The sequence below is a fragment of the Cryobacterium sp. Hz7 genome, assembly GCF_004402815.1.
GTDB classification, from domain to species: Bacteria; Actinomycetota; Actinomycetes; order Actinomycetales; family Microbacteriaceae; genus Cryobacterium; species Cryobacterium sandaracinum.
Genome location: NZ_SOFB01000022.1, coordinates 39,776 through 53,662, shown reverse-complemented (window position 1 = coordinate 53,662; position 13,887 = coordinate 39,776). Strand labels below are relative to the sequence as shown.

The following is a 13,887-nucleotide window of genomic DNA, read 5'->3' as shown; positions in this document are numbered from 1 at the left end:
CGGACACCTGAGTGCCCTACTAAGAGCGAGCCTACGACCGCGAGGTCGTTCGGGTAAATACGCCGTCGATTGCTTGGCCAGGAGGGAACATCCGGAGCAGCTCGTAAGATGAACGCCCCACGGCACAGGGTCGCGAGCCTCGGCACCTAAAATCACCTCATGACTAACCACGGCGAATTCCAGATTGCTGAGTTCGGTTTTCCGGGCCCACTTCGGGAGCGGCTGATCGCCGCAATCCTGGCCGGCACGAAGACCTCCACAAGTTCGACCCTCGTGGAGTACTCGATTGAGGACGAACAGTTGCCGATCATCGGGAACAAGCAGACGGTCGTGGATTCCCACGATGCCGCGGTGGCAATCATCCAGACAGTTGCGGTCGAGATTGTCCGACTTGCTGACGTCGGCCTCGAGCATGCGCGCGACGAGGGCGAAGGATTCGTCTCCGTAGCAGCCTGGCGCCGCGGTCACGAAGCCTTCTGGCACGGCACGGAGATGCGGGCCTTCCTCAACAGCCCAACCTTCACAGTCGATGACGACACGCTTGTCGTGCTGGAGCGGTTCCAATTGATTGAGGCGCTCGGCCAAGCAAACCGATAGCCCTCATACCGGCAGCCCAACACTTTTACGGATCGCTGGAGTGATTCCGTCGTCTGCAAGGGCGAGACCTGAGAGACTCACCGCATGACAACCCAGACGAGTACTCAGAAACGACGTGCTGTGTCTCCGGTGCTTATCGGGTTCGTCGGGATGATCGTCGTTCCACTCTGTATTGTGCTCGCGACGACCTCCTGGGATGCACCAGACGGAGCAGATTTCGTCCGGATGGCCTTCGGTACCGTAATCGCTTCCACCTTGGCGACGGTGGCCGCGTGGTGGCTGGCGTGGAACCGGATGAGAGCGGGTCGGAGTGACCGCTACTGGTTCTGGGGTGTTGCTGGCATCGTCACTTTCTCCTCGATCGGCAGCATCTTCAGTGTGGCTGAGACTCTGCTGGCGCAACTGACCCGTCAATAGAGCGCCAATCCGCCGCCCGGCAAGCAGCGCCATTCGCAGTCGCGGCCGCCCCCGTTCCCGGGTCGGCGAGGCGACGAGGACAACTCGGCGCACCGCCTCATCATGACTCTCAGCCAGGACCGGCCATGAGCTTCGTGCCCCCTCAACGGGGGTTTGCTTATAAGAACCTATCTTCCTATAGTTGTGTCTATGGCACGCAGACGACCAGGTACTCTCTTTCCGATCGAGGTGGACATTTTGGAGAGCGGGCTCACGCTCCAAGCGAGCGAGGGCAGCTTCTACGGCTTCGCCCTGGCGAAGCAACTCTCCTCCCATGATGGTTTCGCGCTCACGGCTCACGGCACGCTCTACAAGGCGTTGTCTCGGATGGCGGAATCCGGCATCCTCGAAGCCAGCTGGGAAGACCCGGCCAGTGCCGAGTCCGAGGGACGGCCCCGACGCCGGCTGTACACCGTGACGGCGGAAGGTTCACGCGCCCTGGTCAAGGCGCAGGCGGAAACGAACCGCAAAGAGGCAAACGTGCCTCGGATCGCACAGGCAGGGGCGACTTTCGCATGAGCGTGTTGACGTCTATGCCCTACCATCACGCCGTTCGCCGGGTCTCTCGCTGGTGCTCGTGGTACACACGCGAAGTTGATGCCCAGGTCGCCGCTGGTCGTCGCGACGAACTCGCCTCGGACCTGTATGAGCACGCGATCTGGGCCGATGAATCGGGAACAACGCCGCGCGCGGTGGCTCGCGCAATTCTCAGTCGTGCGCTGCGGGGCGCACCTGCTGACCTGAGCTGGCGTCACGCGCAGCGAAGGCAAGTCGCCCTGGCGGACCCGACCGGCTTTCGCCGACACCGGGTCGAGGGCGCCGTATCGGCGCTCGTTCTGGTCGTAGCTTCCGCCGTGCTGGGCTGGGGTCTCTTCGTGCTCACCCGGATTGCGCTCAGCGTGATCGGGGAACAGATCCGGCCGGGCTCCGCAACCGCACTGACCATCGCCTCGTCCACTGTCCTCGCTGTCGGCGGACTAGTGCTGCTGTCTCGGCGCCGGACACGTGTCCTCGGCGCGCTCGTCATGGTGCTCGCTAGCTTTGGACTCGTTCACTTCGGCCTTTTTCAGCTCTACTCCCTCAGTGCCACGGTGGGTGCCTTGACCTTCACGATGCCAGGGTGGGGACTCGCCAGCAACAGCCTCATCGCAGGGCTTGGCTTGTTCTTCACTGCGGCAGCGATCTGGTGGTGGCCGGAACACCGGACCGCCCCTGCCGACACCGGCACCCGACTCAAGACAATTGGAGAGATGGCTCGATGAAGAAGAAACTCGCACTCGGAATCGGTTTGGCCGGAGCTGGGCTTCTGGCCCTCTCGCTGACTGTCTTCGGGATGGGCGCGGCGGCGACGCTCAATCCTGCAGCCCCGGACTCACCATCCGTACGCGCGGCCGAAGCCGCCGTCGTTCCTGCCGAGGCTGTTACCCCCACACCAACCGGCACCCTGGGCACGTCGGTGACGTCGGAAGCGGGCGCTATCGAAGCTGCCGACAACGCTGATCCGATGGCATCCGAGGCGTTCAAGGCGATGACCCCCGATGAACAGGCCAACGGCAGGGAATGGGTGGAGACGCAGACGATCGTTGGTGCCTGCATGAAAGACAAGGGATACGTCTACACCTTCGAACCGTTCTGGGAAAGAGACAGCGCTGTGCTTCCAGTGATGTGGGAGGACACTCTTCCAACCTCCGAGCGGGCAGCCGCCCGCCTCGCACTCGACGGTGACACCGGAGGCGGCGCCGACTACCACTGGGACGACGCTGGATGCTGGGGCTACGCCGTCCACGTTATGGGCAACGACAACAACCACTGACGAGCCGCTGTTCCGGGGGAAACAGGTGTGCCCAAGCGGTCGATTCCAAGGGGGGCCGGTTCATTGGCCGGTCGGGAGGTTAGTTCGTGAGAACCAGTGAGTCCGCGAGACGGCGTGGCAGGCAGTTGGATCAGCCAATCCGGCATGGACAGTTGACGCGTCGGGGGCCGTGGCGGACGGTAGCGAAAACGCTTGGATTCACCTTAGGTGTCCTTCTGGTCAGTGGGGGTTCCGTTGCCGCGGTTGCCACCTGGGACCTTGCGAGCAGTGTCAAGCCTGGCGTTCATCTGGCCCAGGCGCCCGGAGACAAGGCCGCTCCCGGCGCGGAGGTGAGCGCGATCGCCGGCGGGGTGAACCTGCTATTGACTGGCACTGACACCCGCACCGGCCAAGGCACGGCCTTCGAGAATAGTGCCGGGTTGGAGGGTAGTTCCGGCGCGGGAAACAACGACGTCACAATTCTGCTGCACATTGCACAGAATCATCAGAGCGTGAGCGTAGTCAGTTTTCCCCGCGACCTGATGCTGGCCGTTCCAGCGTGCCCGCAGCCGGACGGCGGAACCACACCGGCATCCAGCCGGGTGATGCTCAACACAACTCTGTCCCGTGGCGGACTGTCCTGCGTAGTGCTGACGATCGAGAAGCTGATTGGTATCCAGATTACCTACGCCGCTCAAGTCAGCTTCGACGGTGTAACCGCCATGTCCGACGCCGTCGGAGGGGTCACTGTCTGCCTGGCAACACCGGTCAACGACCTGTATACGAATCCGCCGCTGCACTTGGCGGCCGGCCAGCAGACTCTCGTCGGTGCGGACGCTCTCTCGTTTCTGCGCAGCAGAAAGGGTGTGGGCGATGGCAGTGACCTGGGTCGGATCAGCAACCAGCAGGTCTTCATGGCCGCCTTGGCCCGGAAAGTCGTAAGCGGTGGCATCCTCGCTAACCCGATCACGCTGTTCTCCCTGGCTAAGGCCGCGACCAACAACATGGTCCTCTCTGACACGTTGACGAATCCGACGACCCTGGTCCAGATCGCTGTCGCGCTCAAAGACACCGGTCTGGCGAACATGGTCTTCCTGCAGTATCCCACCGTGTCTGACCCAACCGAGTGGGGACGGGTCATCGCCGAGTCCAGCGCCGCCGAAGTTCTGAACATGGCGTTGGTCGCGGATCAACCGTTGCAGCTCACCGGCGACCCGGGACCAGGGGCGGTGCGCGCGAGCAGCGCACCGGTCGTCCCCGGTCCTGTGACAACCGCGACCCCACAAGCCACCTCGACGTCACCACCCGCGTCAACGCCTGCGGCGACCCCTGCTCCCGCTACGACTGATGCAATGCTGCCGACCAGCGTCACCGGACAAACCGCAGCCGAGCAAACTTGCACGAAGGGCAACTAGTGTCCAGCGCAGTTAGTCCGTCGTGGTGGTCGTTTGAGGGAGTCGAGAATTTGTTCTGCTTCGTCCAGATGAACGAGCTCGGGTTTTCGTTCCGCTCTTTGACCTAGCTGCGGATGTCAGCTTCGAGCGCTTGAACGCTGCGATGATCTGGGCACTGAAGGTGGTCAGCGGTTGCGTATGCGAAGAAGCATGCCCGTAAGCCGGACCTTCATGGGGCACAGAATTCGCCGCGAGGGCTTCGAGCCGGCTTTGATCAGCTGGGTGGTGTTTGGGAACGGTGAGCGGCGCAGAGCCACGCCTGAAAAAGGTCTCAGCTAGAAATCAATCCAATGACCATCTGGAGCCTGCGAAACCGCTTTCACGGAACTACTTGAAGCGTGCCTCTCCGCATAGGAAACCAATACCGCGGCAGCAATCGCCGCCACGACCGCCAGCACGAAAGCAATCCCGACGATGACCACCAACCAGGAGGCGGATCCTTGCACCGAATCCACTATTCCTGCAAGGGATCCCAACAGCATGGTTCCCGCGGCTGCCCCTACGGAGGCCAACGAAACGCGCATGCTTGGCCGTCTCTCAAACCGCCGGTCTAATAGCGCTACGGAGGCCCAACCTCCAACGACGGCTGCCGCCGCGACGAGCAATCCAATCAGCCCGTACGAGACCGTCGATCGCAGGACATCCTCAACAGCTAGGTAACCACGCCAATCCGGGTTCCCAGAGACGGCCATCATGCCGAAGAGCGCAGCACCCAGGAAAAAGCCGACCCCCAGCCCAATGACCGCGACACGCCAATACCGCTTGACCACGCCTCGAGCATATGCGCGCACGGCGCGCAAACTCGGTATCGATCGGAGTTTGTGCGATGCCCGGCCCCTTCATCGGCGCCGTCGCCCGTAAGCCGGACCCTCATGGAACAGAGCCAAGGCCTGTGGTGGCGTGAACGAGCTGTGCAGGCGAGTGCGGAATTTGTGCTGCCGAGTATGGAAATCGACACGAAACGGCCAGGGAGCTTCTGCTGAAGGGACCGTCCCGTTTGCTCCGCCCGGGAGAATTCGCAGTCAGGCGCGTCTAAAGGAACGCCCGTCCTGTGAATAGCGTCGGGAGCCTCACGCCCTCCGCCTCCACATCTGGATGACGTTGTCCGCAGCCTCTGCCTCGACCACCACCCGCTCCCGTTCCCGCTCCGCAGCCTGGCGTGCTCGAACTTTCCCTGCCACGTCGAGCAGGTCCCACATTTGCTCGCCGGTCACTGAAACGCCGCGGGCGCCGGTGCGCCGGGTTCGGCCGCGGATCAGGGCGTAGTGGGTGCGGAACACGGGCGCCCCGATCGTTGCTTGGGCGTCGTGGAAGAACACCACGTTGGATACTGGCCCGCTGCCGTCGTCGAGAGAGAGGAAGACCACGCGCTTGCCGCTACGCATCGGGGGAGTGTGGGTGGCACGTCGGACCCCGGCGACGAGTACTTCGGTTCCGCCGGGCAGGTTCGCAAGCTCCGAGGCAGGTGTGACTCCGAGTTCTTTGAAGAGGGGGTAGAAACGGGTCATTTGGTGCTGGCTGACGGCGAGGCCGAGGTCTCGGAGTTCCACGTCTGTTTGGGTGCGGCCGCGGAGGTCGAGGGCGGTGACTGCCCGGTAGAAGTCGGGCAGCGGCAGATCAATGTCGAAGGCGAGCTGGTCTGGGCCGACGGGGAGGGCCTTGCCGCCGAGGCCTTGGATGTGGGCGAGGAGGTCGCCGCGGCGGGCCCGGTCGTAGCCGATGAACGAGTCGAGGGCGCCGACCCGGGCCAGGGCTTCGAATGTGCGTCGGCGCGGCCGCACCCGATCGCGGAAGTCCTGCAACGAGGAGAACGGTTGATGCCCGGCGATCCGCTGCCGCTCCACCGCGCTGGATCCGGCGAGTTCGGGCAGGGCAAGGCGGATGGCGAGCTGCCCGTCGCCCAGCTGCTCGACCCGGTAGTCCAGCGCGGACTTCTGGACGTCGAGGCCGAGGACGGGGACGCCGAGGTTGCGGGCTTCGGCAACGATGAGGTCCTTGGGCCACATGCCGGGGTCGTGGGTGAGGAGCCCGGCGAAGAACGTCGCCGGGTGGTGCGTTTTCAGCCAGGCGCTCTCGTACGTGGTTCGGGCGAATGCCGCGCCGTGCGCTTTGGCGAACCCGAAACTGCCGAACCCGGACAGCACCTTCCACGCCCGGTCCACGACCGGCGCCGGGAACCCGCGGGTAGCCGCCTGCTGCCGAACGTACGCTTCAATCTCGGCAAGGTCGCCAGATTTCCCGAGGTGCCGACGGAACACATCGGCCTTACCCATGCCGCAGCCGGTCAACTCGTCGAAGAGTCGCATCACCTGCTCGTGAAAGACGACGACACCGTTGGTTTCGGCCAAGAAGGGCTTGAACCGTGGGTGCATGTGGTCGGGTGCGACTTCCCCGTGCCGCGCCTTCAGATACTGGAGGGGCATGTTCGCTTGCATGGGGCCGGGTCGGAACAGGCTGATCTCCACGGTCAGGTCGTTGAACACTGCCGGTTGGAGCTTCCCGATCAGCTCCATCTGCCCGGGGGACTCGAGTTGGAAGACGCCGAGGGTGCGGGTGGTGCGGAGCATTTCGTAGGTAGGTTCGTCGTCGAGGGGAACCCGGTCCAAGTCGATGGTCTCGCCGGTAAGGCGCCGGTGCTCCTCGATCGCAAAGGCCATTGCCGATTGCATTCGGACGCCGAGGATGTCGAGCTTGATCAGGCCCATCGGGTCCATATCGTGCTTGTCGAACTGGGACATCGGCAGTCCCATCCCCGAGCGTTGCACCGGGGTCCGGTCGAGGAGGGACGTGTCGGAGAGGATGACGCCGCACGGGTGCACGCTGATGTGGCGGGGGAGCCGGTCGAGCTTCGCCGTCAGGTCCACCAACTGGTCCAGCTGCTGCGACTCGCGCACCTGCTGGGCAAGGTCCGCGAGCTCGGGTTTCTCCTCGAGGGCCCGGCGGAAGTCGCGGGCGTTGAACCGCCACATCTGCTTCGCGATCGCCGCGACCTGGTCCTCCGGCATGCCGAGGGCGAGCCCGGCGTCCCGGACGGCGCCCCGCCCCCGGTACGCGTTGGTCATCGACATCAGTGACACCCGGTCGGCGCCGAAGACCTGGAACACTTCCCGGTAGATGTCATGACGCCTGGCGGATTCGACGTCGATATCAATGTCGGGGAGGGTCTGGCGTTCGGGGGAGAGGAACCGCTCCCAAATGAGCCCGTTCTCAATCGGTTCGACCGACGAGGTGCGGAGCGCGTAGTTGAGGACGGAGCCGACACCGGACCCCCGCGCTTGCACCCGGACTCCCATGCCCCGGATCAGGTCCGCGACCCGGGCGACGGTCAAGAAATAAGCGGCGAACCCGAGGTGCTCGACCGTCTCCATCTCATGTGCGAGCTCCTCGTGTGCGGCGCGGGCGAGGGTGGTGCCGGCGTAGCGGTCGTCGATGCCGTGGCGGGCCCGTCGCCAGAGCTCAGCCACCGGGTCACCGACCACGCCGATGATCGAGGCTTCCGGCATCCGTGGTGTGCTGAGTCCGATGTCCGCGGCCGGGTCCAGGGCGCACCGGTCCGCCAACTCCTGGGTGGTTCGGAGCAGTTGGTCGAGGGCGCCGGGGTTCCGGGCGCCGGCGTCGATGACCATGCGGGCGACCTGGCGCATGTGTGGTGCGTCTTTCAGCCAGGCTTGCCCGTTCGCCTGCGGCTCCTCGAGCTGGGCGAGCGGGGTGAGGAGTCGGGTCGCGTCGGCGAGGTCCGCGGTCGTCGCGTCAGTTGGCTCGCCGTAGCGGACGGCGTTGGAGAGGATGGCGGGGGTCCCGGTGTCCTCGGCGAGCCCGAGCATCCGGGTGGCCGCGGCCACCGACCCGCGTTGCCCGTTCGGCGCCAGGTGGCAGACGACTTCGAGGGTGACCGAGCCGATCGGCATGACGCGGAGCCACGCGCGCAACCCGGCGACCGCCTCGGTGCTGTCCCGGCGTTCCACCGCGAGCCCCACATCCGAGAGCGGCCCGAGGAGCACGGTGAGGGTGCGTCCCTCCGCCCAGGTAGCGAGCCGGCGGCGGTCGATGCTCGGCACCCGGCCTGCCTCGTGCGCGGAACTCACGGCCCGACAGAGCGCGGCATAGCCGCGGCCATCCGCGCCGTGGGCAAGCAGGGTCACCCGACCGAGCGGCCGGTGCTCATCGTCGTGGACGGCCAGGTCCGCGCCCAGGCCCGGCCGGATCCCGGCGGCCGCGCACGCCCGCACGTGCTTGACCGCCCCGTACAGCCCGTCCCGGTCGGTGAGGGCGAGGAAGTCAGCACCGGCGGCGGCCGCCTGGTCAACGAGGACCTCGGGCATGGTCACGCCGTAGTGCGGCGAGTACGCGGAGGCAACGTGGAGGTGCGGGAAGCTCTGTCGCATCTGTACCTCCAACCCCTGCTATCGAACGTTTATTCGATATGGGGAGTGTAGGTCTGGGCTCTGACACTGGCAAGGTCTATCTGCTGCGTCGCGGGTTCAGTTCCTCTGACTCGACGACACGGTGACGCCCTACTTGGCCAGAGCGCAACCGTCCTGGCGATGTCAGCAGTTTTGCTCGACCCCATCGGTGTTGCCGGTCTGCATGAGGACCTGGTCATGCCGCAACTTGCTGCTGGCAGCGAGGAAGCTTGTCTATTCGTCAAGTAGCGCGATGTTCGAGGGCCGAGGTAGGTTTCTTTCTCTCTACCCGGGCTGGTCTACAGCTCTGAAAGGGGGCTGGAGGCAGATGCCCGGCCACCCTTATGCTGTGGTCAGCTACGCGCACCTGTGGTGGCGGGGAAGGACACGCTGTGGCAGATCATACGACCACACCACAACCATCCGGGTGGTACCCCGATCCGAAGTCCGAGACGTCCAACCAACTGCGCTGGTGGAATGGAACCGACTGGACCGAGCATGTGAAACGCGATCTCCCTGTGGCCCCGCGCCTCAAGAGAACGTTCCTCATGATCACAGCTTCCAGTGTTAAGCGGCCAGTGTCCCGGTGGCGCTTCGTTGGGAGCTACATCTGTCTAGTCGTCGCGGTCGCTGCAACCGCCTACCTCATCAACCACTATTCGGTCCTGATCCCTAAGCTGTTGAAGTCGAACCCGGCGGACCCGGGTTGGGCGTCGCTCGGATTCTTTATGACCCCGATCATCATCGGTCCGTTCATGGTCATGCCTATGATCGCCTCGATCATCCTGAGGTGGACATGGCTGAACATCACCGGCCTTGCCGTCGTGCTGATGCTGCTTCCGGTTCCCTACGTGTTTGAAGCGCTTGGGATAACCAGATAATAGTGGTCCGTCTCTGCAGGGCGTGAGGTTTGGGGTGAATGGCGAGCCGATGACGGGGGAGCTGGGACCGCCAGTGAGAACCCTTTCTTGGTGCCTTAATGCCTGCCCCCACATGTCGACGCGTTGCCTCGTTAAACCTGAACATTGACTCGGAACGAGTCGTCGTTAACGCGTGGGCCGGGTCGCTTGGGCGCTTCGCGACGAGTGGTCGCTGGCCTGCGGTGAGCGAGGGCCCCCGGATTGAGTGCAGGTATCTAACATCTTCACCAGTCACGGAGGCCCTCATGCGGCACATTAATGTGAACGCGGCCTTTCGTGGGGAAATGCTCGACACCTGACGCGGTCAGAGAAACCGGTTGGGATGAGTTACGCCAAGCGTTTTGAGGGCGCGTGTGAGCATTTCTTCGATTCGTTCAGGGAGGTCGGTGCGTTCCGTGAGTCGATTGGAGATTTCCTGAACGCCGTAGAAGTTGGCGACAAGGTGCCAGGCCTCCTGGTCGTGGTCCAGGCCGACAGGTACCTCTTCGGCGGCCTCGGCCTCGCGGAGTAGCAGCCCGATGCGCGCGACCCAGCCGACATATGGTGTTGGCAGGGTGGCTGGGATCAGTTGGTACTCCCGCATCAGTCGCACTGCGGCCCGCACGCGGACGTCGTTTTGGAACGCGTCGGCCACGCCCCGGATTGAGGCGACGATCGCTTCCATCCCGTGAATGGGTGGGGCGTCGTCGAGCACGTTCGCGAATGGGGCTCGTGAGAACGCGGAACATATGAGGTCTAGGGCGATATCCGACTTGGCGCTGAAGTGGTACTGAACCTGACCCTTTCCGGTTGCTGCGGTCTCGGCGATGAGGCCAATCGACGCGCCTGCGTAGCCACGGTCGGCGAATTCAACGGCAGCGGCGGCCAGAATGCGTTCGCGCATCTCGGCCGACCGAGAATCGTGGCGTGCCAATCGTGCCTCCCGAGATTAAACAAAGTCCGAACCTGAACCGCTGCGGTGTTGACTCCGTGAACGAGGCCACATCCGGACGGACTTCATCGAGCGGTGCTTTACAAGCGTAGCCATGCCCCCCGAACGTCCGCGACTCAAAGTATTGTACGATCGTACAAGTCCCGGCGAGAATAACGTCTCGATGCAATGTGGGGATACCGGGGGGTCCGGGACGATGGCTTCCCCAGTCAGATTGATCTCTGACTGGGGCCGCCAACCCGACTGCGTCACGGGTGAAAGCGAAGAAGACGTTGGGTGTCTGCATCGCTGCAGTTGCGCCGCCGCTTCGAGCCGAACGGCTGCGCGCCTGCGCGACTGGGAGTTACCGAGTCGTAGCCGCGAAAAAGCCCCGGCGTCGCTGCACCTGGGGGAGGTGAGGAATCTGCCGGGGCCAATCCTTGTGGAGTGGGGGGACTCCGTCAATAAGGGTACGAAAGATCGTCTAAATACCGGCTGGGTGGACCCGCGTGTCGATGAATATCTATCAGACCGACTAGCCACCAAAAGAGACCACCTGGAGGTGTCGCCCGAACGTGGTTGCTGTAGACGGGACCGGAAGGGGTATCCGGACTCTCTGCGGGACGTCGGCCGCCTCGATCGAGAGGGGAACGCCTTGCGGGCATTATTCGTGAACGTCAGCTTCGGATGTTCGGAGTTTGCTCACGGGTCGGATCATCGCCATTCGCGGCCAGGCTTCGAGCCCTCGCGCAGCTTCTGTCTCCATTCGAGCGCCCATCGCGGGGCCCCAGTCACGTGGCAAGAAAGCACTGAAGCCGAGGCGCTTGTAGTATGGCGCGTTCCACGGAACGTCTCGGAATGTGGTCAGCGTCACGGCGGGGAGTCCGCGTTCCCGTGCCCAAGAGTCAGCGAGGACAATCAGTTGCGCTCCGATTCCCTGACGCGCATGCTCCGGGTGGACCGTGACCTGCTCAATATGGGCAGCTCCGTCAACCTGCTCGAGGAGCAAGTAGGCGACGATCACTCCGTCGACGAGCCAGACAAACGCTCCATGGTCCGTGACGAAGCGCTGAAAATCCTGCCTGCTGATCGGTTGATCATCGGCGACTATCGCCATATTGATGTTGCGGAACAACACGTCGGCGGCTCGCTCGATCTCGGTGATCTGGAAGTGGTCCTCGAGACTGGAAAGACGTCGCACCGTTCGATTCTCCCACTCCAGCTCAGGACCTACCGCAGGCCGAAGGACAGACCGGCGAGTCGCCCGGTAGTCTCACGCTTGACGTCGGCATGATGCTGGCAAAAGGGGAAAGATGCTCAATAACCTCACTGGTTGGCATGTTCTTGTCATCCTCGGAGTGCTCGCCACCATGGCTCTCGTCGTGGTCGCCATCATCGTTGTCGTCATCCGGCTCGTGAGAAAGAACGTTCGGCACCCGGTGACTTCGTCGCCCGATCCTGTTGAACAAATTCGGAGACTCGCACAGTTGCGTGACGAGGGACTCCTGTCCGAAACGGAATACGAAGCGAAACGTGCTGAACTAGTGGGTCGAATTTGACGCAGCACTGATCGATCGCTCAGCGGGACGAATTTGCGGTGCCACTCACACCAAGTAGCTGGATCCGACATTCATTCCACTCAGGGGTCTCTGGTGGGGTGAACTTGGTACTTGTGTATGCCTAGTACTAGGTCATATGCTGATGGAATGGCACACGATGCGCAGATGCTCAAGGGAGTCCTCTCCCTTCTCCTGCTGCGCCTCGTCGGTGACCAGGACGACTACGGATACGCTCTCGTGGTTCGCCTTCGAGAGGCCGGCTTCACGGAGCTGACAGAAGGCAGCGTATATCCCGCACTGACTCGTCTCGAGTCGGCTGGGCTGCTTGATTCGCGCCTCGTGCGGTCGGCCTCGGGACCGGCACGAAAGTATTACGTTCTCACCGCCGCCGGACAGTCCGAAGGGACTCGCGCACTCGACGCGTGGACCACGCTCACCGCCAACGTTGATCATGTCCTTGAGAGAAGGAATCCAGCATGAACGTTCTCGACCGCGCCCGCATCGTGGGCGCCACCCTGTCCTACGACCTGTGGCTTGACTTCGCCGGTGTCCCGGGCCGGAGACGGCGCGATCTGAGGCGTGAGCTCAGGGCCAACCTGGGTGACGCGACCGCGCTGGTCGGGTCGCGTAACGCCGTCCGAGGTTTGGGCGGCACCCGCGCGATGGCCGCATCTGCAAGCGTTCCAGATCCCACGCGCCCGCACTGGACAGTCGGATTCACGGTCGGTATGAGCCTCCTCGGACTTTCACTGCTCGCCGAGCTGCTCGCTGCACTGAGCTGGCTCGACGGCGCAATGGGTGCAACTCCCGACAGCCCGGTTACCGGGTCGATGACCTTCTTCCCCGGGTCGAGCCTCACTTACAGCCCGTCCGCCAGCGGCTTCAGCCTCTCGATCAACTTCGGCTGGGTTTGCCTGGCCGTTGGCTTCATCGCCTTCGTGCTTGCCGCACGGCCGTGGCGGCTTTTTGCCCACCGCGCGGTGTCGCTCTCGCAGTAACCAACCCTCTACGGGCTGTGACCTCGGGGTGCGCGCGCGAGTGCTGAGCTTTGCTTGCGTGTCTGTTGGCGCCCATCTCGGTAGCGATGGCTCCGCATCGAGTGACTGCGATCCGAGAGTAAGACTCCTCACCGACATCGAGCAATTACCTAGAGGTATTAGGCAAATACATTGCTACCCTAGGAAAAGGAGAAAGGTGGACGCAATGGCACGAATAGGGCTGACGACGCAACGCGTGACCTTCGCAGCGGCTGACCTAGCTGACGAGATCGGTTTCGAGGGCGTGACCGTCTCGGCTGTTGCGCGCCTCCTCGGCGTCAGGGACGCGAGCCTCTACTCACACATCAAGAATGTGCGGGACCTCCGGACGAGGGTGGCCGTGCTGTCGTTGGCCGAACTCGCCGACCGAGTCGCTGCCGCATTGGCTGGCCGTGCCGGCAAGGATGCGCTGGTCGCCTTCGCCAACGCCTACAGGGCGTACTCGAAGGAACATCCCGGGCGATACGCAGCAACACGGCTAGAGCTTGACCCTGAGGTGGCTGCCGCCAGTGCGGCGGGTAGGCACGCGTCGATGACCAGGGCCATCCTCCGGGGCTACGCACTCGAGGAGCCGGACCAGACCGACGCGGTGCGGCTGCTGCACAGCGTGTTCCACGGATACGTGAGTCTGGAACATTCCGGTGGCTTTCAAAACACGCAGCGGGCAGCGGATGCATCGTGGTCCCGGGCCCTGGACGCCCTCGATATTGTCCTGAACAACTGGCCGCCGTCGGCCTGACGGCACCGTTTAGCGCTCCC

15 protein-coding genes are annotated in these 13,887 nt (G+C 63.6%); 11 read left to right on the top strand and 4 right to left on the bottom strand.

Going from position 1 to position 13,887, the window contains the following annotated elements:
- The first annotated feature begins 159 nt into the window (after window positions 1–159).
- From E3N86_RS05335 to E3N86_RS05310, 6 genes are all read left to right on the top strand, one after another.
- A complete protein-coding gene (locus tag E3N86_RS05335) occupies window positions 160–597 on the top strand; it encodes an ASCH domain-containing protein (RefSeq protein ID WP_134511517.1) in 438 nt (145 codons plus the stop codon).
- A gap of 84 nt (window positions 598–681) precedes the next feature.
- Window positions 682–1,014 (top strand): hypothetical protein, encoded by a 333-nt coding sequence (locus tag E3N86_RS05330; RefSeq protein WP_134374888.1) that lies wholly within the window; start codon window positions 682–684, stop codon window positions 1,012–1,014.
- 189 nt (window positions 1,015–1,203) lie between these two features.
- A complete protein-coding gene (locus E3N86_RS05325) occupies window positions 1,204–1,572 on the top strand; it encodes a PadR family transcriptional regulator (protein WP_134374886.1) in 369 nt (122 codons plus the stop codon).
- Window positions 1,573–1,745: 173 nt separating this feature from the next.
- Window positions 1,746–2,315: a hypothetical protein gene (locus E3N86_RS05320; RefSeq protein ID WP_134374884.1), complete on the top strand. Its 570-nt coding sequence runs from the start codon at window positions 1,746–1,748 to the stop codon at window positions 2,313–2,315.
- The gene (locus tag E3N86_RS05315; RefSeq protein ID WP_134374882.1) at window positions 2,312–2,866 is read left to right on the top strand and encodes a hypothetical protein; all 555 of its coding nucleotides are present in this window, start codon (window positions 2,312–2,314) and stop codon (window positions 2,864–2,866) included. The genes E3N86_RS05320 and E3N86_RS05315 overlap by 4 nt, the downstream gene beginning before the upstream one ends.
- 86 nt (window positions 2,867–2,952) lie before the next feature.
- Window positions 2,953–4,260: an LCP family protein gene (locus E3N86_RS05310; RefSeq protein WP_134511516.1), complete on the top strand. Its 1,308-nt coding sequence runs from the start codon at window positions 2,953–2,955 to the stop codon at window positions 4,258–4,260.
- 314 nt (window positions 4,261–4,574) lie between these two features.
- On the opposite strand, the gene E3N86_RS05305 is transcribed toward E3N86_RS05310, so the two are convergent.
- Both E3N86_RS05305 and dnaE read right to left on the bottom strand, forming a co-directional pair.
- The gene (locus E3N86_RS05305) at window positions 4,575–5,069 is read right to left on the bottom strand and encodes a hypothetical protein (protein ID WP_134374878.1); all 495 of its coding nucleotides are present in this window, start codon (window positions 5,067–5,069) and stop codon (window positions 4,575–4,577) included.
- Window positions 5,070–5,369: 300 nt separating this feature from the next.
- Window positions 5,370–8,684: a DNA polymerase III subunit alpha gene (gene dnaE / locus E3N86_RS05300; RefSeq protein WP_134511515.1), complete on the bottom strand. Its 3,315-nt coding sequence runs from the start codon at window positions 8,682–8,684 to the stop codon at window positions 5,370–5,372.
- A 410-nt stretch (window positions 8,685–9,094) separates the two neighbouring features.
- On the opposite strand from dnaE, the gene E3N86_RS05295 reads away from it, so the two are divergent.
- A complete protein-coding gene (locus tag E3N86_RS05295) occupies window positions 9,095–9,583 on the top strand; it encodes a DUF2510 domain-containing protein (protein WP_241980535.1) in 489 nt (162 codons plus the stop codon).
- A gap of 343 nt (window positions 9,584–9,926) precedes the next feature.
- Here E3N86_RS05295 and E3N86_RS05290 read toward each other — a convergent pair whose 3' ends face one another.
- Window positions 9,927–10,505 carry a TetR/AcrR family transcriptional regulator gene (locus E3N86_RS05290; RefSeq protein ID WP_134371842.1) on the bottom strand — a complete coding sequence of 193 codons (579 nt, stop codon included), beginning with the start codon at window positions 10,503–10,505 and terminating at the stop codon, window positions 9,927–9,929.
- A gap of 691 nt (window positions 10,506–11,196) precedes the next feature.
- Entirely contained in the window at window positions 11,197–11,733 is a 537-nt protein-coding gene (locus E3N86_RS05285; protein ID WP_134371844.1) for a GNAT family N-acetyltransferase, read from the bottom strand.
- A 112-nt stretch (window positions 11,734–11,845) separates the two neighbouring features.
- Here E3N86_RS05285 and E3N86_RS05280 point away from each other — a divergent pair, with 112 nt between their 5' ends.
- From E3N86_RS05280 to E3N86_RS05265, 4 genes are all read left to right on the top strand, one after another.
- Window positions 11,846–12,091, top strand: a complete 246-nt coding sequence (locus E3N86_RS05280; protein WP_134371846.1) for an SHOCT domain-containing protein — start codon at window positions 11,846–11,848, stop codon at window positions 12,089–12,091.
- 147 nt (window positions 12,092–12,238) lie between these two features.
- Window positions 12,239–12,571, top strand: coding sequence for a PadR family transcriptional regulator (locus E3N86_RS05275; protein WP_134371848.1), 333 nt, complete (start codon window positions 12,239–12,241; stop codon window positions 12,569–12,571).
- A complete protein-coding gene (locus tag E3N86_RS05270; protein WP_134511514.1) occupies window positions 12,568–13,089 on the top strand; it encodes a hypothetical protein in 522 nt (173 codons plus the stop codon). Before E3N86_RS05275 ends, E3N86_RS05270 begins: the two co-directional genes overlap by 4 nt.
- Before the next feature lie 205 nt (window positions 13,090–13,294).
- Window positions 13,295–13,867 (top strand): TetR/AcrR family transcriptional regulator, encoded by a 573-nt coding sequence (locus E3N86_RS05265; RefSeq protein WP_134511513.1) that lies wholly within the window; start codon window positions 13,295–13,297, stop codon window positions 13,865–13,867.
- Window positions 13,868–13,887 lie beyond the last annotated feature (20 nt).

Excerpts from the sequence above, each read along its gene's own strand:
- E3N86_RS05315 (WP_134374882.1), top strand. The coding sequence starts at position 2,312 with ATGAAGAAGAAACTCGCACTCGGAATCGGTTTGGCCGGAGCTGGGCTT.
- dnaE (WP_134511515.1), bottom strand. The coding sequence starts at position 8,684 with ATGCGACAGAGCTTCCCGCACCTCCACGTTGCCTCCGCGTACTCGCCG.
- E3N86_RS05290 (WP_134371842.1), bottom strand. The coding sequence starts at position 10,505 with ATGCGCGAACGCATTCTGGCCGCCGCTGCCGTTGAATTCGCCGACCGT.
- E3N86_RS05265 (WP_134511513.1), top strand. The coding sequence starts at position 13,295 with ATGGCACGAATAGGGCTGACGACGCAACGCGTGACCTTCGCAGCGGCT.
- E3N86_RS05335 (WP_134511517.1), top strand. The coding sequence starts at position 160 with ATGACTAACCACGGCGAATTCCAGATTGCTGAGTTCGGTTTTCCGGGC.
- E3N86_RS05270 (WP_134511514.1), top strand. The coding sequence starts at position 12,568 with ATGAACGTTCTCGACCGCGCCCGCATCGTGGGCGCCACCCTGTCCTAC.
- E3N86_RS05330 (WP_134374888.1), top strand. The coding sequence starts at position 682 with ATGACAACCCAGACGAGTACTCAGAAACGACGTGCTGTGTCTCCGGTG.
- E3N86_RS05280 (WP_134371846.1), top strand. The coding sequence starts at position 11,846 with ATGCTCAATAACCTCACTGGTTGGCATGTTCTTGTCATCCTCGGAGTG.
- E3N86_RS05325 (WP_134374886.1), top strand. The coding sequence starts at position 1,204 with ATGGCACGCAGACGACCAGGTACTCTCTTTCCGATCGAGGTGGACATT.
- E3N86_RS05275 (WP_134371848.1), top strand. The coding sequence starts at position 12,239 with ATGGCACACGATGCGCAGATGCTCAAGGGAGTCCTCTCCCTTCTCCTG.